The organism is Kamptonema formosum PCC 10802 (genome assembly GCF_000332335.1).
Taxonomy (GTDB): Bacteria; Cyanobacteriota; Cyanobacteriia; order Cyanobacteriales; family Oscillatoriaceae; genus Oscillatoria.
Genome location: NZ_KB235948.1, coordinates 5,633,366 through 5,654,660 on the forward strand (window position 1 = coordinate 5,633,366; position 21,295 = coordinate 5,654,660).

Here is a 21,295-nt window from a genome sequence, read left to right on the forward strand (position 1 = left end):
TTGGTGTCAGAAACCGGGTTTCTTCCAGAAACCCGGTTTCTACACTCAATTTAACCCTGCCGTTCACTGGTGACTCTTTTAAGTGATTTCTGATTAAACGCAGTGAAAATCAAATTTGGGTACTGAGATTTAGCGGTTCGCAGCTCATCAAAAATTGGGTCTTCCAGTCCTGTTACCGCACACCAAATCCGGCTGCGAGTCAGGGCAACAAATGCCTCATTTCGCTTGCGCAGTTCTGCCTCATCGCGCTCGCGAGTCTCGCTATCTGGACTTACAATGGGGCGAGTAACGTTATGGAATCTGCAAGCATAGACTTTATAAGCTTCATTGCCTTTCGCACTGTGGATGCCGCATAGTGTCACGCACCCCTCAATCCGAAAAATATCAGGGTTGCCATCCACACCGGCAATGAAACTGCTGACTCCGCGACTGCTGAGCGCTGCTTTAAGCCGTTCAAAATAACTCGCGGTTCCCTTGCCCTTTATCGCCGTAATCAGGATGTGTTCTGGGTGTAAACCGCGCTTGATATCGGTAGCAACTGCCTCAGCAACCCACTCTATCTCCTCAGACTCATCGCTGAAAGTTTCAATAATTAGCAACTCACCGGCAGCTTCGCGCAGATCAGCTTTTAGGTCTGTGGGGTGAGGGCTAAATTTATCGGGGCGCGTGATTTTTACCGGCTTTCCCGCTTTAACGCTAGCATCGGTAAAGTCGCCTTCCAGAACTTCATACCCCAAATTCGCCCAATCTTTTTTATCAGTCACTCCCTGCAACGCCCCTTGTTTGCGGAACAGTCCCATATTCACCGCATGTGCAGCCATCAGCAGCTGTTTCGGAGTGCGGTAGCAAACGTTGAGATTCTTGGCAGAACCTCTTAAATCTACCGCCAGTGTTCCATCAGGTTTCAGCCCAAATATCTCTGTAGCTGTCGGCACTATTAAGGAGCCAATCCCTTGCGCCTCATCGTAAGCCCAGTAAAGCCGCTTCGCTTCAGATAGGGTTTTCCACGCTAATCGGTAAAACGAGGCTGGCAAGTCTTGCCCCTCATCAATTAAAATCGCATCGTAGAGGACGGGTATAGTGGGGACTTCTTCCTCCAGCCGGTTGCAGACATATTCAAATGCCTCCCCAGGGGAAATGTTCCGTTTTAGGTGCTGCAGCTCTCTTTCCACATCCTTGACACTCAGTGGCTTTTTGCCACACGCAAGTGCTAGATTGCGGTAGAAGCCATTGAGCTGGCTTGAACCCCAAGCGTGGAAAACATTAATTATATCCCAGTTTGGCTCCTCATCCGTTTTCTTAAGGTATTCTTTCTCAATCCGCTCTCGAATCTGTTCGTAAAGAGATTGCGTGAAGAAAACGAAAGCGACTTTCCATTCTGGATGGCTGGCGTGTATTTTGGCGAGCCGTTTTGCCAGTAAAATAGTTTTGCCCGTGCCGGCAATTCCGCGAATGCGCTGAGGAGCGCTGGGAATTTGACTGGCAATCGGGCGCTGCTCTTCATCTAGTTTTTCCAGCTGCTCTTGGAGAGAAAGAATTACTTTCAGTGGGTTGGGCAGAGATTCCATAGTGTTCTGTATGCCGACATCATTCAGTATAACATGGCTTCTCCCAAGAAACCCCTGCTAAAAAGCCCCTTGATGTTCGTTAAATCTGGGAGCGAGGGTTTTTGGTCAGCGCCGGCTTTTCGGGTGAAGGGCCAATTTGCCAAATCTTAACGGTGGGGAGCATCCCATTTTTGTAATGCCCCTCACCCCCAACCCCTCTCCCACTTTGGGGAGAGGGGAGAATTCTTGATTTTTCCATCGGGGCTGAAGGCAAGAGCCTCCACTGTTCCTTTATGTCTTTCCAGGGTGAGAATCAGTTGGGGGTTGACCCTAGCTGCCGCATTTAGGGTGCCATTTAGGGTGCGCGTTGCGGACATTGCCATTTTAGTTGCCGGCGCGGCAGCTGCCGCTGCAACTGCTCCCCACAGTGCGAGCCGGTTGCGGAAAAAGTTGCGCCTTCGTGGCATGAAGAACCCGGCACCTCAACCCCCTCCCCGCGCACGGGGAGGGGGAGCTTGAGGGGATTTTCGATGAGTGGAAAAAGTTTCAGCGATCTTTCTAGTGTGGGACGCTGTTTGTTCTGCCGGTTGAGAATCCTTCATCCTCGATCGTTCCCAAACTGAATGTTTGGGCAAATCGTCTGGGCGATCCGCTCTGCTGGCGGTTGCTCTTGCCAGCCAGAAAGAACGCCTTGCAACTCTGCCTTCAGGGTTTGCAGCGCTTCAATCTGTTCGGAAATCGCCTCTAGCTTGGCTTGCAGGCGCTGTTTGACCTCACCGCAGGGGAGATCGCCCCTGTCGTGAACGTTAAGAATTTCTTTAATTTCACTCAAGCTCAGCCCCAGGGATTGAGCCCGCTTGATGAACGCCAGCCGGTTGAGTACCTGCCCATCAAAGAGCCGGTAGCCTGACTCTGAGCGCTCCACCGCAGGCGTCAGCAGACCGATCTCTTCGTAGTAGCGAATGGTTTTCACCGGCAGGCCGGTGCGGGCGGCTACCGAGCCAATTTTGAGCAATTTAGACGTGGCGGGAGTGCCGGTGAGTCCGGGTGGAAAGCCCGCCTGCGGGTGCTTAAAACTGTGTTCCATGCGGTAGGGGCAGTGCCGGCTGCCCTTATTTTATTCAAGCGCTCGCCCTTTTGAAACACTTAGTTTGCATAACTAAAATTAATGGGGGGGGCGTTTTTTCGCCGGCATCAGCACCGGCAGTTGCGGTCGGGAGGAGGAGGGAGGCAGATAGAGTTCGGGGACTCGTTCTGGCTGTTCGGGCTGGCTGCGCTGCATTTGCCACCAGCGCAGCGCCAGGGCAATGCCTGCCACAGTGAGTCCGAAACTGAGCAAAGACCCGCGCCCCCCGATTCCCCCAATTACCGCATCTACGGCCCCAACCGTAATGATAAAGCTGGTAATGGGTTCTCTACGATAGGCTGACTTTAAAATTCTAGGCAACGCAACGTTCATCACTGTTTGCTCTGTTTCGCTTTATTTTCTAGTTTAGATTTATAGCAACTAGCCAAATTGCTTAGGACATCAGACATTCAGGGCAGGCGAGAAGCCGTACCTGCGGATATCCCTCGCGGCGACAGGCCGAAAAGCCTGTCCCTAGCCCATTGAGAGTGTGAGCGCCAGCGGCGCGCCAGCGCTGCCTTCCGCCCGTGTCCATTCCTCAGCTGTCCATTGCTATAAGTGTTACGCTTTAACGGTTCTAGTTCTACCGCTACTCTAGCTCAAAGTTACCCGTTCAGGTTTGGGCAATCCTGAAAAAGCGCCTGTAGTTGGGCAAATTGGCAGCCGGCTGGCAGCCTCCGCATCCATTCTGGGGGTGGGAAACCCAACCCCTGCCTGGTCTTAAGCACAAAGACTGACCGCCGCCGGCAGTTGTTTCTCGATCGGGTTGGGCTGGGGCGTCAGCCTAGTTGAGGCCGAGCCATGTCAGCAGCCCTTTGCCGGTGAGGTATTCCACGAGCAAGGTCAGGGCGAAGCCTATCATGGCCGCTCGGCCATTCAAGCGCTCTGCATATTCATTGAAGCCGAACTTCGGCTGTTCCAGTTTGGGGGTGGCGGTGGGTTGCGGTTGAGTCACGGTCCTGCCTCTTCGTTACAATTCTTAACTATCCATTGTCCTCCATTTTGGAGAGGGGTGGCGCAGCGTCCGTCAAAAAATCTGGGTGCGTCAGTTTAAGACATGGGTATTGGGCCATGCCCTCTGTCCGGGATGGCAATCAATGGCTGGAAAAACTGGTATCGGCTGACCGGCTTAAGCTAAAAACAAGGGTAACAAGAGGTAGCACATGGAAATAGGCGTCCCCAAAGAAACGAAGGATCAGGAGTTTCGGGTTGGGCTGAGTCCAGGCAGCGTCCGGGTGCTGTGTGAGAAAGGCCATGCGGTGTTTGTGGAAACCGGCGCGGGGAATGGTTCCCGGTTCCTAGATCGGGACTACATTCAGGCAGGGGGTACAATCGTCCCCACCGCAGAGGATGCCTGGAATCGGGAGCTTGTCGTTAAGGTCAAAGAACCGCTTTTGCCGGAGTACAAGTTTCTCCAAAAAGGGCAGGTGCTGTTCACTTACTTGCACCTGGCAGCTGACCGGGCATTAACTGAGCATCTGATAGATTGTGGCGTCACTGCGATCGCTTACGAAACCGTAGAGCTGCCAGACAAGCGACTGCCGCTGCTCACTCCCATGAGCGTTATAGCAGGTCGCCTCGCGGTGCAGTTCGGTGCCCGCTTCCTGGAGCGCCAGCAGGGCGGGCGGGGCGTACTTTTGGGCGGCGTTCCCGGGGTGATGCCAGGAAAAGTCGTGATTTTGGGTGGCGGCGCAGTTGGCACAGAAGCCGCCAAAATTGCGGTCGGGATGGGTGCCCAAGTTCAGATTTTGGATATTAGTGTGGACCGGCTCGCCTATCTGGAAACCCTGTTTGGCTCCAGAGTGCAGCTGATTTATAGCGAGTCTTTACATATTGAAGCGGCGGTTCGTGACGCCGACTTGCTGATCGGTGCGGTGCTGGTGCCCGGGCGGCGAGCGCCGGTGCTTGTCTCCCGCAGTTTGGTGCGACAGATGCACCCCGGTTCTGTGATTGTCGATGTGGCCGTGGATCAGGGAGGTTGCATCGAGACATCGCGACCCACTTCCCACACCCATCCGACATACGTCGAAGAGGATGTTGTCCACTATGGCGTGCCCAATATGCCGGGAGCCGTTCCCTGGACAGCAACGCAGGCGCTCAACAACAGCACCTTGCCTTATGTGCTGAAGCTGGCCAATTTTGGCGTGGGAGCTCTGGAAATGGATTCGGCTTTGGCGGGGGGACTGAATGTGGCCAATCACCGGCTGGCTCACCCCGCAGTGCGGGAAGTGTTCCCAGATTTGGCGGTGTAGCCGGTGGGGCGGACAAGTGTCCCGCCCCACCTGGATTTACTCAACCGGCGCATTTTTCAGGAAATTTCTCATATTCACAACAGGAGCGCCGGCTCTTATGCCCCCTAAAACCGGGCCCGCAGCAGCATCCCCGCGAGCAATCTGTCGCAGCTGTTCCAGCAGGCGAGTGGCGTCGTCTCCCGGTTTGAGGGTGAACAATAGCGCACAGTCCTCAGTGTGCGTGCTGCTTCTCAAGGCGCAGAGAACCGGCTGACCGTTTTGACGACCGGCGCTCAGATAATTTAGCCTTCCAGCACTGTAGAGTTGTTGGAATCGTTCCGACACCTCCTGACAGCGCTGTTCCGGGTTCCAGCCCGAGCCGGTGAAATACTCAGAAATCCACTTAATCACAGAAACTCGCCCTCGCGAGGTAACAGCGAAAGTTGTGGGAATACCGCTGAGGTCTTTATCGCAGACGAAAGTTGTGCTGTTAGGGGGATTAGCGACAGTCGAATCACAGCCTAATAGAATGCCTGCTGCTGTTAGAGTGGATGCCAGTAATTTCAGTTTCATAGCTCTGAAGTTTTTTGTAATTCTACCATGTTAGTAGTTGGGCTTTAGCCCCTGTTTGTAGTTGGGCTTTAGCCCCTGTTTGTAGTTGGGCTTTAGCCTGAGAAACCCGGTTTCTTTAAGAAACCGGGTTTCTGGGCAAACACGTTCATCCAACTGAGAACCGCTATATCAAGGCATAGCCACCTGAGCGATCAGTGCGTCCAGATCGCTGTCGAGCGCGTTGACTGAGCGAGCCAGGGCGTCCAGCTGGCGCAGTTTTTGGTCAACATTAACCTGACCTTTTTGCTTTTCCTCCAAGATAGAATTAACCTGATCCCGAACGCTTTGGATTTCTTTAGCGAGTCCCATATCTACAGCGTTCTGGAGCTGGGATAGCTTCTCAGCAACGGCATTGGCAATCTCGGCGGATCGGTCAGCATTCGACTGGCGGAGATGCTCGGCGTATTTCTGAGCGAATGCCTTCTTAATCTGCTCATTTGTCGATTTAACTCGGATCAGCCCGTCCACAAAACCCCCACCCACCATCACTGGAACTAAGATCCAAGGATTGACGGCACCAACCACCAATATAGTTGCTGTAGCGAGAGCGATTTGCTGCACGAGACTTACTAGCATTGCTTTAAACCCGAATACCCCGCCGATAGTAGCTGTCACGAAGTTTCCCAAAAGATAGCCGCCGGCTATAGCGAGTATTCGCTCAATGGGAGACATATTACCCATATTAGTTTGCAGCGGAATAGAAGTACCTGAAACTTGTAAGCGCAGGTTATCTAACTGAGACAAAAACATACTTGCTCTGGTATCGATATCGCGTTTTAGGTCTTCTAAACGCCCGCTGAGGAATGGCTCTAGCTCGGACTTCTGCCACGCCGCAAACTCCCCCTCTACCTGGCCCGATATATGCTCCGTCAATTCTTTAATTACTCTTTCGATTGCGCCTTTCAGTTTCAAAGCGTCTTGCAGCGTCACCGGCTCTTTAATTTTATACTCGCTCACCCACTTGGCAATTTTACTGTCGTATTGGTCGATTTTGACGTCATAAAGTGTGCGATAAAAAGAGCGAGCTTTGTCACTGACGTGCAGCTGCATGTCCGCCCGAAAGTTAGAGACTTTGGCGACTATCTGGTGGCGCAGCGTTTCCAACTGTTGCAGCGGACCTTGGGCGTCTGCATATAGGGTTTCCAACGTTGTGATATCGGTGCGCAGCATCGCCTCCCGCTGCGGGATAATTCCCCGTGCTTCCCGAATGGCATTTTTCAGTTCCATTGCCGGTCGGATAATCTTCATCCGCCCCCGCTCACTGGCCAGGAATTTCTCAAGTTCCTTTTCTAAATGCGGCACACCCGATTGCTCTACTTCAGCAGCATTCCCGCTGGTACGCCCCTTTAAAGCACCTAAGGCGTTGATGAAAAACACTCGCTCAGCACCCCTTGCGGTGCGGGGTGCTAGTTTCGAGAGTCCGTGCTGCTTGATATCCTCTCGCTCATCCGCGTCAATCATGTTGAAGCGATTGCAAATAAAAAAGATGTCTTCGTGACCCATACTCCTGAGGGTGTTGTCGATCACATCTATTTCCGACTGGGAGCCAAGAACCTCGCAGGAAAGAACAAACAGTATCGCATCGACAGTTGACAAGTAATCCATCGTCACTTTCTGGCGAATCGCATGCTCGTTTAGCCCCGGAGAATCAATAATCTCCACATTATTGCGGCAAATTTCCAAAGGCCATAACAGTTCCACTTTCTCGTAAGGGCTGCCATTGATTGCTTCGCTCTCGCTGACGCCATCTTGAATCACCACATAGTTTTGTATCTCCTCAACGGGAATCTCCAAGGACGGCTGTAACGGGCCACTCTCGGACTGGATAAAATGCAGTAATGCCCGCCGGGGTTGGCCCCATTTCACCTCGTTGATAATGGCAGTGCAGGGTTTGGCATAAGCCGGTAAAACTCTTTCCCCCAGCAGGGCATTGATAAAGGTGCTTTTGCCTCGCTTGAACTCTCCAAGCACAAGCACTTTGAAGTTTTCCGCACGGATGCGCTCTTCTAATCGCTGCAGGGTTTCTTCCCACCCTTTCATGCTCAGCGAGCGCACGGCTGCTTCTAGCCGCTGAATGATGTTTAGCAGTTTGTCGCGCTTTTTCTGGAAGTCTTGATATTGCTGGTTTGCCATAACAGTTTTGCGGGTTTGGTTTGGAGGGTTTTGTTTTGCGGTTGTTTGCCGGCGGCTCACTCACCGGCACAAGGGGCGAGAGGCTGTGCGCCTCTCCTGGTAACGTGGCAAGGATTTCCTCGCTAGGGCGAAAAATCTTATGATTGCAAAGCCGCAAGAATCTCCTGTCTCAAATCAGTAGCTCCTTGAATCAATTGCTGCCAGACTCTATCATCCGAGCCGGTGCCGGCTGTCTGAAAGGCTGCATTCTTAGTATACTGCCAAATGGATTCCTCCCGTTTCGTGTCTTCCCCTAATTGGGAATATAGCTGGCGCACCCGCAAGGATATCTGAGTGCAGTATTCGTCGAGGGCTTTCCCCACAGTGCGCTCTAATTCTTCGGATAAAAGCCGTCGCTGCGCTTCTACTTCTTTGTTGATGATTTGCTCGCCTAAGAGCCAGACGCCGGTGCTGAGCACAATGCCAACTGGCCCGCTCAAAACATACCCGCAAATTGTAGCGGCGCTGCTGCCCAGTCGGGTGAAAACACGATACTGGTGAGTGTTGGAGAGATTAATTTGCCGAAACTCTGGCCGGATTTCTGCTCTTTCTTGGTTTGGGGCGGCTTTCTTTTGTATTTGGGTGGCAAATGTCCGGTTAATTTCTCCCTGAAGCCACTCAAAGTCCTCAGCTAAAGCCTTCAGCAACAAGTTTTCCAATTGGCGGCTGAGAGCCATTAACTCGCGCCGCATCTGGAAAGGCAAGTCCCGCTCCCACCAAGTCTTTGGTTCTGGTGCCCTGCTCAGCTCAAAAGCCAGTCTCTCCACCAAATCTTGTTTTGATTCCACAATTTTCAGCCGCAACTGGCGTTCGCGCAGCAGTCGCCGCCGCTCCAGTTCCAGTCGCAGTTGCTCCCACTCCAGCTGTGCGGTGCGCAACTCTTCTTTTGCTTGGCGCAAAGCTCGCTCTCGCTCGGCGGCGCTCATTCGCGCTACAGCAATCGCCCCTTCCCCCACTTCTACCATCTGGTTCAGTCTATCGGCGAGCTGTGCCGCTATTTGCCGGCTGCGCCACGCCCGCCGGTCGCCTTTTGCCACCATCGCGGCAATCTGACTCCGCACCCTTGACAGCGCTTCCTCTTCTGTGGTAAGGGCATCCGCTGGGTGAGCCGGCAAAATCGGTATGGCTGGGGAAATTTTACCCACACGCTGGCGAATGGCACTGAGCACGCTTTCTCGCTCTTCAAGACCAATAATGTCCAGTTTGGACACAGCGGCCACAATGCGGGGAACGTGTCGCCCCATGACTTCTTGCTCCAAAAAGGCGGCTTCCGTCATGCTGAAAGGCAGAGTGGCGCTGACCAGCAGTACCGCGGCGTCGCACTGACTGAGCAAGTCGAACACCAGCGCCGCCCGACGCCCATTCAAATCACCGGCACCCGGAGTGTCAATCACCTCGGCGTCGAGCTCCCGCAGCCACGGACTGTCCAGGGCTATCCGCACTGCCGCCAGCACTTCCCGGTCACTCCCGGCGCGGTCAGTGGCCAGCAAGTCGTCCCATGAGGACTCCTGCAGCGGTCGCACTTCCTGGCGCTGTTTGGAAAAAGTGACTTCCATCCGCTCTGGCGTCCCAGCTATGATAGAGGTCAGGGTTGCCGTAGTTGGGGGCGCAGCCACCGGCAGCAGTTCCCGACTCAAGAGCCGGTTGATCAAAAAACTTTTGCCGCGACTGAACTCCCCGAGAAACGCCAGCCGAAACCCGGGCGTGCGCTGTCTGGCTTCCAGTGCTTGCAGCTGAGCAATTATATCGCCTCTCAATCCCCCCTGCTGGGCGGGGGCGGGGGGGATTGATTCTGCCAGCTGCAAACACCGGCGCAGCCAAGGCCCAGTCTGCAGCTCCTGTGGGGGCGCAACGCTTGCGCTCAGGTCAGCTGCCTCTGCCGGTGTTGCTGTTCCATCCCCCACAGACGAGTTATCGGAGGGCGCACTGTCCTGATTGGGCAAGTGGGACTCCCTCAAACTCCCCCTCCCCACCTGCGGGGAGGGGGTTGGGGGGTGGGGTTCTTGATCGTTTTCTGGCACCGGCATCCCCTCAGTTTCCGGGGGAGAAGGCAGCGCGGCAGCCGGCGCATCTGGGCGCAGCCACTCCCTGCACGAGGGAATCAGCGCCCAGTAATAAGGATAGACCTCAGCCGGCAGGAGTCCAGCGTAGTGACCGGCCAGACTGGCCAAACCGGCACTGCCGCCACCACTCCCTGAAAGGAACTCATCCAGGGCGCGAAACAGGGCATTTTCCCTCCGGGTGCGCTCCACCGGATTCAGCGTCACATTTTTATCCGCAGGGCGTGCGGTAAAAGTCTCGCACTCGCGAAGGGATGCGATTTCCTCTCGCAACCGCAAGTCAGTGGTTTGCGCCAGCTTCTGTCCTGGCCATGTCCACTCCACCGCACCCCACGGGGCCATATATCCATCGGAACCGTCATCCAGCTTTGTGGGGATAGCAATCGGCGAGACAATCCCCCACTTCGCCCCCCGCTTCACCGGCACGGGTGCCAGTGCCACCGACTCCAGAGTCACCCACTCGCGCACTCCCGGCATCCGGTGGATGCCGCGAGGTAAAGCCCCGATGCCGGTTGGCTTGCCGGCAGATTGAGCAGACAGTTGCCGCAGCTTTTCTCTATCAATAGCCATAACTATTTTTCCCCTGTTATTGGTTATCGGTTGCCGGTCAAAAGCAAAGAGCCATTTTTACGCCATTTTTACGCCCACACCGGCTGATCGGGCGCGTCCGCAACCACCAACAAGTTGCCGTAATCCTGCCAAGCATTGAGAAAATCCGCCGCATCCACTGCCTTCATCCGACCGTCAGGCGTGCCGCTATCATTAAGGATAATCTGCACTGAACCGTCCGGCTGTTGGTCGATGCCTGTAACCCAAACTGCATGACCCCCATTCGACTGTTCAACTGGAGAACCCGTCGCCGGATCTCTAATTGGAGTCCAGATTTCGTTAGCGTCCAGGGCCACAATCACCTTGTCGCCTCGCTCCAGGGCTGTAGCAATATCCTCAAGATTTGCCTCGTAACGTTGCTCTGTCGGGATACCCAGCGCTTCCAAAAGTTTTCCCACGTTGTCTGGGTATGTTCCGATTTCTGGGTCAAACCAGCCATTTTCCTCGGCTATCTGGCACGCTTCCGCTTCCGAGATATCCTCTCCCGTAATTGACTCGTAGACGCCGATCTGCGCCACCACCGCACAGGAGTTCTGGCCATCCTGCAGCTGCCAGCAATCGGCGTCCTCAATGGGATTTCCCCAACCCTCAAATCGATCCGGTTCCCAGCAGGCATCTGGCGCGTACTCCCAGCCGGTGTCCCACAAGAAGCCCAAGTTGCTGACATCTGGATCGGCTTCGTATCCCTCAGCGGTTTCGTCACCGGCAGGAGTCTCCCTCTGCAAACTGTAGTCCCAATCACTCTTTTCCTCCACCGGCACCAAATCCCATTCAGGGAGAGTCTCTACCGTCTGGTCTTCTCCTGCGGCATCATATTCGGGACTGAGCCAGTCGTCAAGCGTTGAAAAGATGTCGTCAAACATAGTTCCCCTTTGGGTTTTTAGCTGGCTGTTTCTCTATTGGGCTAGAACCGGAAAATTATGCGTGATTGGGCTGGGGGCGATAGGGCGTGCGGCTTTCGGGCATTGGACATGGGCTGTCAATTGCCGGCACTCCCCGACTTTATATTTTCTATCACATCTTTTTTTCAATACATTCTCTCGCAAATAATCTTTACAATGCATTTAGCCCGACGCGCCTCAAACCGTGCTATTGAAACCTGCCGGCGAGGGCTGAAGCGGTAACAAACCGGGTTTCTTTGCTCCTATCCAAACCAGCCCGGTTTCTGGTATTGCCAGACCGGCGCTCTAAAAGGTGAGATTGTGGTTTCTGGCAATTTCCCCCTTGACAAACTTCCCTTTCTCTCCTATAATATCATGTCCCGTAGCACCGTTGCGCGAGGGAGGGGCGGGTTTATTCATATTCTGCTCTGTGCCAAAAATATCTTGGCAGAACCCGCCCCTACAAGGGTATGTGCACACAACCCATGCAAGCGGACATGATATATAGCGGCTCTCAGTTGGATGAACTATGGCCCAGAAACCCGGTTTCTTAAAGAAACCGGGTTTCTCTGTACCTCACAAAGGATGAGAAACGCTATAATTTATCCCGCCAGTCTTTCCTGCTGTGCGGATAGAGACTTTTGCCGGCGCTCTAATTCGGAGAGAGTTGCTTGCGCTGACTCTTGCCACTGATTTAAACGCTGCAATTCTGTTTTCTGCTCGTCTAGCATCGCGTCAACGATTGCCTGATACCGCGCCACATGAGCGTCAATTTGCTGCTGGAGCGCACAAGCAACCCCCCGCTCGCACGTTCGCACGGATTCCTGAGCTTGTGTCTTAGCGCTGTCAAAGTAGGCATCCAAGCTGGGGTGCAAATTCTCCCAAATTTTCTGCTTGCGCACATCAAGGGACATAAAAAAAACCGCCGCAACTCCCCCCAGAAAACCGCCAATGAGAATTCCCACTCCGGGCAATATCATGTTGCCTATCACCGCACCGGCAGTCATCCCACCCACTGCGATGTTGCCATCTTTACTGTCTAATTCTTTGTTCACTGACTCGGCAGAAGAAAATACATCCTCTACATTCAGTTCCATTTTTGTCTCAATCTCTGCCTCCGGTTCGAGAAAGCCTGTAATACTTTGCAGCCGGCGGTAGGCATCGGAAAACTTCTGTTTGAATAAAATTTCGGCTTCTTTGCCGGTGCCGGACAGTAACTCGGCTGATTCTTGAAGCTTCTGGCGGAGCGACTGCTGGCCGGTGTTGAGTATCGATTGGGCTTCTGTTTCCACAAACTTTTTAAGCGATTGTTCGTCAGCGGCGTCAAAGATAGCTTTCTGTATTTGCGAGACAGTTGTTTCTCGCTGAGACTCCACGCACTGAACTATCTCCGCCATTGAACTTGAGAGAGCGTCTGAAAGCATTTGCCGGCAGATGGCGTGCTGTTCGGCGGCGAAGGAAGGCAAATCCGGGATAGTTTCGCGTTTAATCGCTGCTTGGCGAGTCTCATATTCCTGCCACATATCCCGCAGCTGCGTCTCCAGCTGCTCAAAGAGTCGTGTCAGCAGGCGCAGCAAGCTTTCGGCAATGCTGAGGGTGCGCTCTTGGCGGAGGCGATTGATAATAACGCTCTCCAATTTAGAAAATCGGTCTTTCCAAATGAGGCTGTGTTGCGGGATTTCCTCGGTGCCGGTTAAACTGTCTGCCATCACCTGAGCGGCACAAGCGTACAGCATGGGTGGTTTGATGTTCAACCCAGCGACAAGGCGGGAGCGCAGATTAGTCAGAAGTCCGCTGACTTCTTCGGGCGGGATCTGATCCATGCGCGTCACGACAAAAATGCAGCGGTGCAGGTAGGGGCGCAGTGAGCCGGCGAGAAAGTTTGTCATGGTTTGGGACAGGGGCACCGTTGCCGGTATAATAATCGCAGCGGCGTCGGCTTCATTTTCCACCACTTGTCGGGTAATCGCGCCGTGTTGCGGGTTGGTGGCGTTGGTTCCCGGCGTGTCAATGATCACAATACCATTGGCCAGAAATGCTGCAGGGTGAGTGACTGTCACGCTCACAACGTCTTTCGCGACTTCCTCGTTGGAGGTGACTAGGCGGATGAACTGCCGGTTGTCAATTCCGCTCACTCCGGGCAGCCAGGGAATGGTAATATTGGTGCTGTTGGGATTGGTTTTGACGGTGCCCGGTCGAGATCCGGCCAAACGCACTTCCACTTGCAAGGCATCGCCGTAACGCAGTCGGGTTGCTGCTGCAGTGGCGACGAGGGCTGAGGTTCTCAGCAAATTATCGCGCAGCAAGGCATTGATGAAGGTGCTCTTGCCGCTGGAAAATTCTCCAATCGCCGCCAGGTAAAGATTGGGATCGGCGCGGCGCTGTTTGATGCGCTCGATGTGCTGGCGGCACTCTGTGGCTGCCGGTTCGGGAATCTCTGAGCGGTTGATGACTTCCAGGGCAAACTGCAAGTGTTCGTCGCATCCCGTCAAGGCTTCCAGTAAGTCCGTGCTGTCCTGTGCGGTTGCTGCCATTTTGGCCTTCCGGTGGGTTTTGAAAAAAGGGTGAGGGGGACTCCTCGTTTCTGTCTGGAATTCGCACCCGATTTTGGCTGTCAGTATATCTTCTAGCAGCGGAAGCTGTCACTAATTTCTTAACAATTTTTTACTGTTGAGCTTGTGGGGTGCGCTTTTGCGCTCCCACGGGCTGTTGCTAGCTCCCAAAAAAAAGCGTTCCCGGGCGAGGGCGCGGGAACGAGAGGGGGGGTGGCGCTCTGTCGCTGGCGGCATCTAATCGCTGTTGCTGGCGCTGGTGGCTGCGGCGGTTTGCGCCGCAGCGGCTGCCGGCTCGGCGGCTTCGGCTGCCGGCTCGGCGGCTCGCTCGGCAGACTTGCTCGACTTGCGGCTGGATTTCTTGGATGCCGCCTTAGCGGCTAGCAGTTCCACCGCTTTTTCCAGGGTCAGATCCTCCACCGGCAAGTCTTTGGGCACAGAGACATTGGTCTTGCCGTGCTTGAGATATGGCCCGTACTTCCCTTCGTAGAGATTCACCGGCTCCCCATCCCCCGAGTGAGGGCCCATTTCCCGCAGCGGTGTCTTGGGCTTGCTGCGATTGCCCCCCCGTCCCTTCTTGGGCTCCGCCAGCAGTTCTAAAGCACGTTCTAGGGAAATTGTCAATACATTATCGCCGGCTTTCAGGGAGCGGTAGTCTTTGCCCTCCTCCCCCATGTCGTGCACCACATAAGGGCCAAACTTCCCCAGTCCGGCCAGGATTTTGCCGCCGCTCTCGGGATGGACTCCCAAGCTGCGGGGCAGGGAAAGCAAGCCTGCGGCCATTTCCAGGGTTACGCCGTCGGCGCTCACCCCTTTGGGCAAAGAGGCTCGCTTGGGTTTCTTGTGATTTTCAGAGGCTTCACCCAGCTGGAGGTAAGGGCCGTAAGTGCCGTTCATCAGGTAGATAGGCTCGCCTTTTTCCGGATGAATGCCTAACTTTTTTGGGCCTTCGGTTTTCTGCCGCACCAGCTCCTCAACGAGCTCGGGGTCGAGATCTGCCGGCGTTAAGTCTCTCGGGAGAGAGGCGGTCACCGGCCCATTGCCATTTTGGGCCTCGATGTAAGCGCCGTAGCGACCGATGCGAACTTTTGCCTCCAGGTTCTCCAGCTCCACGGTGCGGGCTTCGCTGGCATTGATCTGGCTCTCCCGCTCTTTTACTTGGGTTTCCAGGCCGGTTTGGCCCAAATAAAATTCCTGCAGGTAGGGGAGCCAGCAAGCTTCGCCGGTGGAAATGTCGTCTAGAGTCTGCTCCATGCGGGATGTGAAGCGGGTGTCCACCAGGTCGGGAAAGTGTTTTTCCAGCAGGTTGGTGACGGCAAACGCCGTGAAGGTGGGAACTAGGGCGCTGCCAACAGCTTGCACGTAGCCCCGGTCAATAATGGTGCCGATGATGCTGGCGTAGGTGCTGGGACGCCCGATGCCTTCGCTTTCCAGGGTTTTCACCAGGGAAGCTTCGCTGTAGCGAGCCGGCGGCTGGGTTTGGTGGCCGAGGGCAACGAGTTCGCGGCAGCTGGGGCTCACCCCAACTTTTAGGGGGGGGAGAATCACCTCTGAGTCTTCGAGGGCGGCTTCTGGATCGTCGGAGCCTTCCACGTAGGCGCGCAAGAAACCGGGGAAGTCGATGCGCTTGCCGGTGGTGCGGAAACCGGCATCTCCCACAAGCAGGTCAACAGTGACGAAGGTCTGGCGGGCGTCCGCCATTTGGGTGGCGATGGTGCGCTTCCAGATCAGGTCGTAGAGTCTGAATTCCCGACTGTCCTCGCTCAAGCCAGTTTGCTGCGGGGTGCGGAAGCTGCTGCCGGCAGGGCGGATGGCTTCGTGGGCTTCTTGAGCGCCTTTGCTCTTGGTGGTGTGCTGCCTCGGCTGCGGGCTGAGGTACTGTGGCCCGTACAGCTGCTCGACGCAGGCGCGAGCCGCCGCGATCGCTTGCTCTGACAGGTGTACGGAGTCGGTCCGCATGTAGGTGATGTACCCCTGCTCGTACAGACTTTGGGCAATGCGCATTGTCTCCCGGGCGGAGAGTCCCAGTTTGCGGTTAGCTTCCTGCTGCAGCGTCGAGGTGGTAAACGGGGGGGCGGGTTTGCGAGTGACCGGTCGCTCTTCTGTGCCGCTGACTGTCCAGGGAATGCCGGTCAGTCGCCCCTGCAGGGCTTTGGCGTCCGCTTCGCTGAGCAATGTCACGTTGCGACCGGCAGCAAGAAGGCCGGTCCCTTCATCGAAATCGCTGCCTTGGGCTAGCCGCGTGCCGGCTAGGGTGACGAGTTTGGCGTCAAAGAGGGTGTTTTCGTGTGTTAGGGTTGCCTTGAGATCCCAGTAGCTGCCCTGGCGGAACGCCCGGCGCTGGCGCTCCCGCTGCACCAGCACCCGCACCGCTACGGACTGCACTCGCCCCGCCGACAGTCCGGTAGCGATTTTCTTCCACAGCAGGGGGGAGAGGGTGTAGCCCACCAGCCGGTCAAGTATCCGCCGCGTTTCTTGGGCGCGCACCACCTGCTCGTCGATCAGGCGGCAGTTGTTTAGGGCTTCCTGGATCGCTTCTTGAGTGATTTCGTGAAACACCATCCGCTTCACCGGCACCTTGGGCTGCAGCACTTGCAGCAGGTGCCAGCTGATGCTCTCTCCCTCCCGGTCCTCGTCTGTGGCTAAAATCAGTTCATCTGCGCCTTTTAGGGCTTCTTTGAGTGTTGAGACAACTTTTTTCTTGTCTTTGGGAATGACATATAGGGGTTCAAAGTCAGCCTCCACGTTGACCCCCAGCTGCGCCCATTTTTCTCCCTTGACCGCTTCGGGAATTTCGCTGGCCGACTGGGGCAGGTCACGCACATGGCCCATCGACGCTTCCACCCGATAGTTAGAAGGCAGGTAGTTACGGATGGTGCGTGCTTTCGTGGGAGATTCGACGATGACAAGGGTTGACATGGCACCTTCAGGGAAAAATAGCAGCTAGGCTAGAGAGTCCAAATTAGATAATTTGAGCGATATGTCAAGGGGGACGGTTCCACACGGGGATTCAGGGGTGGGACGCTCGCCAGCCTTTAATGGTAAAAGTACCCCACTCTCTTTATATCGAATATTAATGGTCATCATAATTTTTCCTCTGGCCACTGCTCTGTCTGTTTAGCGGCTAGCGGCGATTTCTTTCCATCGCGCCCAATTGATAGGTCTGTTGCCCGCCTTGGCGGCGAACAAGGCCACAGGGGCGGTGCTCCAGGAGTGCCTGCTTCTCTATCCGGGGAAGGATGGGTGCCGGCAATCGGTTGCGTTTTCAACCCTGAATCAGGCGGCGCAACGGGATCGAGCCGGCGCAACCCCTGACAGAAAGGGGCTCTGGTGTAAAGACGCGACATGTCGCGTCTCTACAGGGGGTTAAGTATAATTTCTACGTTCAGCCGGCTCAGAGAACAGGAAAGCAACCGGCTCAATCTCAGGTTTTATCCCTGCGGGTAGATGGAGATACAAACCCGCGCAACTTATTGGATAGCGGCATTGGGATAGGGGGATCTGTGTGACGTGCCGGCGCTGCAAATCCAGCCTGCAAAAGCCGGGCTGGGGTTCTCCCGCTGCCACTCTCCAGATTCTAGCAAAAGGCGAAGCAACCGGCGATCTCCGCACCCGTCGGGCGCTGAACTGTACTGTACATATGGCAGGGAACGCGAGCGAGCCGGTGTTTTCCCAGGTGCCGGCTTGAATCGGGGAGTGTCAGGCGGGTCAAAGTATTTAACCCAAGCTGTAACTTTTGGAGGCAGTCGCTTCGGAACTTCGCACACCGCCATCCATAAAAATGTCTGGGCCAGAACCCGACGGTAGAGCTAAAGCCCAACTACGAACCTTTTCCAGTCAGAGCCTCCTTAACGGCCTTCCCAGGCTCTGCCCGGGAACGAGGGGTGTGTCGCAGAATCCATTGCAGTTGCCAGGCTTTCTGTCGAGCGAAAAGCCCGACTTACTGCTAGCAGGTAAAAGTAGAAAACCACCCCACTCTTAACTGTGCCGGCAGAATAGGAAAGCGTTTAAAAAACGGCCAGACCTGCCCGCGCCACAATAAGCAAAAAAGGCCGATAATTTATTATAATTCTAACACCTAAAAGTGCGGCTGTCTACAGGGTGCCGGTGGAAAATGCTAGACTGGCCGGCAGTGGGGATAGAAAAGGGAAGGCAGCATGGAAAAAATTGAACTAGAACTGGACGGATCCACCCTGGCGCGGGCCCGGGCGATGGCCAATCAGCGCAATTGTGCGCTGCCAGAACTGATTGCAGAAGCCATCAACAAGCTGGCCGTGGCAGAACCCCCAAAAGACAGTATACTGGGAATGTTCGCCGATGACCCGGAATCGGTGGACGAGATGCTAGCAGAAGTTATGAAGGATCGGGCAGCACACCCGTTAAATCAAAGATTTGGACCAATGCTAGAATGACGGGTAGCTGGGACGGAAAAGATGAGGTAGCATGGAAAAGATTGAACTTGAACTGGACGGACCCACCCTGGCACGGGCTCGGGCGATGGCCAATCAGCGCAATTGTGCGCTGCCAGAACTGATTGCCGAAGCCATCAACAAGCTGGCAGTGGCAGAACCTCCAAAAGACCGTATACTAGGAATGTTCGCCGATGACCCCGAATCGGTGGACGAGATGCTCGCAGAAGTTATGAAGGATCGGGCAGCACACCCGTTAAATCAAAGATTTGGACAAAGCACTACTTGACACGGATATTTTTTCTGAAATCTTCAAGCGGATCGACCGGCGGGTCGCCGCTAGGGCTACGGCTTATCGTTATGCCTTTGGTGGCTATACTCTCTCTGTCATCACAGTCCTAGAAGTTGTCAAAGGCTGGCAGAAGCTGCATCGGGAAGACCGCATTCAGCGGTTTTTAGTAGATATTTCTGATGCGGAGGTGCTGGCACTAGATCGGGCTACTGCTGAAATAGCAGGGCGCATCTGTGGGGATTTGGAAGGCACAGGACAGCCCATTGGTCTGGCTGATGCGATGATTGCCGCAACAGCATTACAGCACAACTTAACTTTAGTCACCGGCAACCTATCCCACTACCAGCGCATTCAAGGACTGGGTTACAGTCTGAAACTGGATAGCTGGCGAACCTAGAAATTAAAAAATTAAAGAGATTAAAACTTAACAAATTGTCACAGTTAGAGCGGCATCCCGGGAGTGGCTGTGGGAGTGCGGCGAGAATTTATATCCAGGGGTAGAGGTCGCCAGCAGGGGCGAGACAGAAAAGCCGGCACGAGTTCGGATAGGGGCAGAACGCGGTAAAATTCAGTATTGTAAAGGATTATTAAGCTAGCCAACCTCACCCAGGTGCTGCCAAGCGATACTGTCCAACCTGCCTGAACCTTATGAACTTTGCCAATCTTGCAGCCCAGCTGAACGCCGGCACGATTTTGCCAGAGGGGATTGTCATTCTCACCCTTCTTGTGCTAATCGTCGGCGACCTGATTGTCGGGCGTTCCTCCAACCGGTGGACTCCCTATGTGGCGATTGCCGGTCTGCTCGCTGCCGTCGTCGCCCTGTACTATCAGTGGGATACCTCCAACCCCATCTCCTTTCTGGGCAGCTTTAACGGCGACGCCCTCAGCGTCGTGTTTCGCGGGATCGTCGCCCTGTCTGCAGCGCTGACGATTTTGATGTCCGTCACCTACGTCGAGCAAAGCGGCACCTCTTTGGCGGAATTCCTCTCAATTTTGCTCACCGCCACCCTCGGGGGGATGTTCCTCTGCGGTGCGGACGAACTGGTGACGATTTTTGTCTCCCTGGAAACCCTCAGTATTGCCTCTTACCTGCTCACCGGCTACATGAAGCGCGACCCTCGCTCGAATGAGGCGGCGCTGAAATACTTGCTGATAGGGGCTTCCAGTTCGGCAGTCTTCCTCTACGGCGTTTCCCTGCTGTACGGCATGTCGGGGGGAGAGACAGCCCTGAGCGCGATCGCCACCGGCATCGAGAAGGCCAATGCCGGTCAGTCCCTCGGTGTCGTCATTGCTCTCGTCTTTGCCATCGCCGGCATTTCCTTCAAAATTTCCGCCGTTCCCTTCCACCAGTGGACCCCTGACGTTTACGAAGGCTCTCCCACCCCCGTGGTGGCGTTCCTCTCCCTCGGGTCCAAAGCAGCTGGGTTCGCCCTCGCCATCCGCCTGCTCACCACCGCTTTCCCCGTGGTGGAAGCGCAGTGGCACTTTGTCTTCACCGCCTTGGCGATTCTCAGCATGGTGTTGGGCAACGTCGTCGCCCTCGCCCAAACCAGCATGAAGCGGATGCTGGCGTACTCTTCCATCGCTCAAGCCGGCTTCGTGATGATTGGTTTGATTGCCGGCACCGAAGCCGGTTACTCCAGCATGATATTCTACATGCTGGTGTACCTGTTTATGAACCTGGGCGGCTTCGCGTGCGTGATACTCTTCTCCCTGCGCACCGGCACCGACCAAATTAGCGAATATTCCGGCTTGTATCAAAAAGACCCACTGCTCACCTTAACACTGAGCATCTGCCTGCTCTCCTTGGGTGGGATTCCTCCCCTCGCCGGTTTCTTTGGCAAGATTTATCTGTTCTGGGCCGGCTGGCAAGCAGGACTGTACGCCTTAGTCATTTTGGGGTTAATCACCAGTGTTGTCTCGATTTACTACTACATCCGCGTCGTCAAGATGATGGTGGTCAAAGAACCCCAGGAAATGTCCGATGCCGTGAAGAACTATCCGCCAATCCGCTGGAATTTGACCGGCATGCGTCCTTTGCAAGTGAGTTTGGTGCTGGCGCTGGTGGCGACTTCTCTGGCGGGAATTCTGTCTAACCCGCTGTTCACTCTGGCGAATAATTCCGTCAGCCGCACCGCGATGCTGCAAGCGAGCGTCTCGCACGCCAAGCCGGTGGCTTCTGTGCCGGTTGCTGAACATATCTCTGCTAATTAAGCGGGATTAATTTTCGCGAGTTATTGGAATTTTTGCCAGACGCCCGACTCCTGCAGTCGGGCGTTTTTTGTTAGTGGGCGTTCGCTCAGAGCCTGGCGATTGAAATCGCGGCTATACAGACGAAGCCCGCCTGCGCGGGCTTTTTGGAGAATGCGGGGTGCCGGTGCCAGGTGTATTGGGGGTAATGTAGCGACAACTAGACGGTTTGTTGCTAAGATCCTGGCGATTGAAATCGCGGCTATACAAACGAAGTCCGCCTAAGAAAGCGCGGCGTGCGCCAACCTTTTGAACTTCTTGAAACCCGCGAAGGCGGGTTTTGTCTGTATAGCTGCGGTTTCCAACCGCCAAGCCCCTCAGCTTTAATTTCCAGATCCCCGGCGATTGAAATCGCGGCTATACAAACGAAGTCCGCCTAAGAAAGCGCGGCGTGCGCCAACCTTTTGAACTTCTTGAAACCCGCGAAGGCGGGTTTTGTCTGTATAGCTGCGGTTTCCAACCGCCAAGCCCCTCAGCTTTAATTTCCAGATCCCCGGCGATTGAAATCGCGGCTATACAAACGAAGTCCGCCTAAGAAAGCGCGGCGTGCGCCA

18 protein-coding genes are annotated in these 21,295 nt (G+C 55.0%); 5 read left to right on the top strand and 13 right to left on the bottom strand.

Annotation, left to right across the window (positions count from 1 at the left end; translation table 11 throughout):
• Window positions 1–50 precede the first annotated feature (50 nt).
• The 5 genes from OSC10802_RS0124755 to OSC10802_RS50955 form a co-directional block, all read right to left on the bottom strand.
• A complete protein-coding gene (locus OSC10802_RS0124755) occupies window positions 51–1,568 on the bottom strand; it encodes a DEAD/DEAH box helicase (protein WP_017719462.1) in 1,518 nt (505 codons plus the stop codon).
• Window positions 1,569–1,750: 182 nt separating this feature from the next.
• Window positions 1,751–2,014: a WD40 repeat domain-containing protein gene (locus OSC10802_RS0124765; RefSeq protein WP_017719463.1), complete on the bottom strand. Its 264-nt coding sequence runs from the start codon at window positions 2,012–2,014 to the stop codon at window positions 1,751–1,753.
• 131 nt (window positions 2,015–2,145) lie between these two features.
• A complete protein-coding gene (locus OSC10802_RS0124770) occupies window positions 2,146–2,634 on the bottom strand; it encodes a heavy metal-responsive transcriptional regulator (protein ID WP_017719464.1) in 489 nt (162 codons plus the stop codon).
• Between the two features lie 78 nt (window positions 2,635–2,712).
• Complete coding sequence (locus OSC10802_RS0124775) at window positions 2,713–3,006, bottom strand: hypothetical protein (protein ID WP_017719465.1); 294 nt, start codon at window positions 3,004–3,006, stop codon at window positions 2,713–2,715.
• A 451-nt stretch (window positions 3,007–3,457) separates the two neighbouring features.
• Entirely contained in the window at window positions 3,458–3,628 is a 171-nt protein-coding gene (locus OSC10802_RS50955) for a CAB/ELIP/HLIP family chlorophyll-binding protein (protein WP_017719466.1), read from the bottom strand.
• A 208-nt stretch (window positions 3,629–3,836) separates the two neighbouring features.
• Here OSC10802_RS50955 and ald point away from each other — a divergent pair, with 208 nt between their 5' ends.
• Window positions 3,837–4,925: an alanine dehydrogenase gene (ald, locus tag OSC10802_RS0124785; protein ID WP_017719467.1), complete on the top strand. Its 1,089-nt coding sequence runs from the start codon at window positions 3,837–3,839 to the stop codon at window positions 4,923–4,925.
• A gap of 36 nt (window positions 4,926–4,961) precedes the next feature.
• Here ald and OSC10802_RS0124790 read toward each other — a convergent pair whose 3' ends face one another.
• The 8 genes from OSC10802_RS0124790 to OSC10802_RS50965 form a co-directional block, all read right to left on the bottom strand.
• Window positions 4,962–5,477 carry a COP23 domain-containing protein gene (locus tag OSC10802_RS0124790; protein WP_017719468.1) on the bottom strand — a complete coding sequence of 172 codons (516 nt, stop codon included), beginning with the start codon at window positions 5,475–5,477 and terminating at the stop codon, window positions 4,962–4,964.
• A gap of 168 nt (window positions 5,478–5,645) precedes the next feature.
• Window positions 5,646–7,649, bottom strand: a complete 2,004-nt coding sequence (locus tag OSC10802_RS0124795; protein WP_017719469.1) for a dynamin family protein — start codon at window positions 7,647–7,649, stop codon at window positions 5,646–5,648.
• Between the two features lie 137 nt (window positions 7,650–7,786).
• A complete protein-coding gene (locus tag OSC10802_RS0124800) occupies window positions 7,787–10,318 on the bottom strand; it encodes a dynamin family protein (RefSeq protein WP_017719470.1) in 2,532 nt (843 codons plus the stop codon).
• A 68-nt stretch (window positions 10,319–10,386) separates the two neighbouring features.
• Complete coding sequence (locus tag OSC10802_RS41685) at window positions 10,387–11,220, bottom strand: C39 family peptidase (protein WP_017719471.1); 834 nt, start codon at window positions 11,218–11,220, stop codon at window positions 10,387–10,389.
• A 620-nt stretch (window positions 11,221–11,840) separates the two neighbouring features.
• A complete protein-coding gene (locus tag OSC10802_RS0124810; RefSeq protein WP_017719472.1) occupies window positions 11,841–13,772 on the bottom strand; it encodes a dynamin family protein in 1,932 nt (643 codons plus the stop codon).
• 255 nt (window positions 13,773–14,027) lie between these two features.
• The gene (topA, locus tag OSC10802_RS0124820) at window positions 14,028–16,709 is read right to left on the bottom strand and encodes a type I DNA topoisomerase (protein WP_026098772.1); all 2,682 of its coding nucleotides are present in this window, start codon (window positions 16,707–16,709) and stop codon (window positions 14,028–14,030) included.
• 164 nt (window positions 16,710–16,873) lie between these two features.
• Entirely contained in the window at window positions 16,874–17,137 is a 264-nt protein-coding gene (locus OSC10802_RS50960; RefSeq protein ID WP_155968337.1) for a hypothetical protein, read from the bottom strand.
• Window positions 17,138–17,260: 123 nt separating this feature from the next.
• Window positions 17,261–17,563, bottom strand: a complete 303-nt coding sequence (locus tag OSC10802_RS50965; RefSeq protein ID WP_155968339.1) for a hypothetical protein — start codon at window positions 17,561–17,563, stop codon at window positions 17,261–17,263.
• Window positions 17,564–17,947: 384 nt separating this feature from the next.
• On the opposite strand from OSC10802_RS50965, the gene OSC10802_RS0124825 reads away from it, so the two are divergent.
• The 4 genes from OSC10802_RS0124825 to OSC10802_RS0124840 all read left to right on the top strand — a co-directional run bounded on the left by OSC10802_RS0124825 (window position 17,948) and on the right by OSC10802_RS0124840 (window position 20,705).
• A complete protein-coding gene (locus OSC10802_RS0124825; protein WP_017719475.1) occupies window positions 17,948–18,202 on the top strand; it encodes a hypothetical protein in 255 nt (84 codons plus the stop codon).
• A 31-nt stretch (window positions 18,203–18,233) separates the two neighbouring features.
• Complete coding sequence (locus OSC10802_RS0124830; protein ID WP_017719476.1) at window positions 18,234–18,488, top strand: hypothetical protein; 255 nt, start codon at window positions 18,234–18,236, stop codon at window positions 18,486–18,488.
• Window positions 18,469–18,888, top strand: a complete 420-nt coding sequence (locus OSC10802_RS0124835) for a PIN domain-containing protein (RefSeq protein ID WP_017719477.1) — start codon at window positions 18,469–18,471, stop codon at window positions 18,886–18,888. Before OSC10802_RS0124830 ends, OSC10802_RS0124835 begins: the two co-directional genes overlap by 20 nt.
• Before the next feature lie 251 nt (window positions 18,889–19,139).
• On the top strand, window positions 19,140–20,705 hold the full coding sequence (locus OSC10802_RS0124840; RefSeq protein WP_017719478.1) for an NAD(P)H-quinone oxidoreductase subunit N: 1,566 nt from the start codon (window positions 19,140–19,142) through the stop codon (window positions 20,703–20,705).
• The last annotated feature ends 590 nt before the right edge of the window (window positions 20,706–21,295 follow it).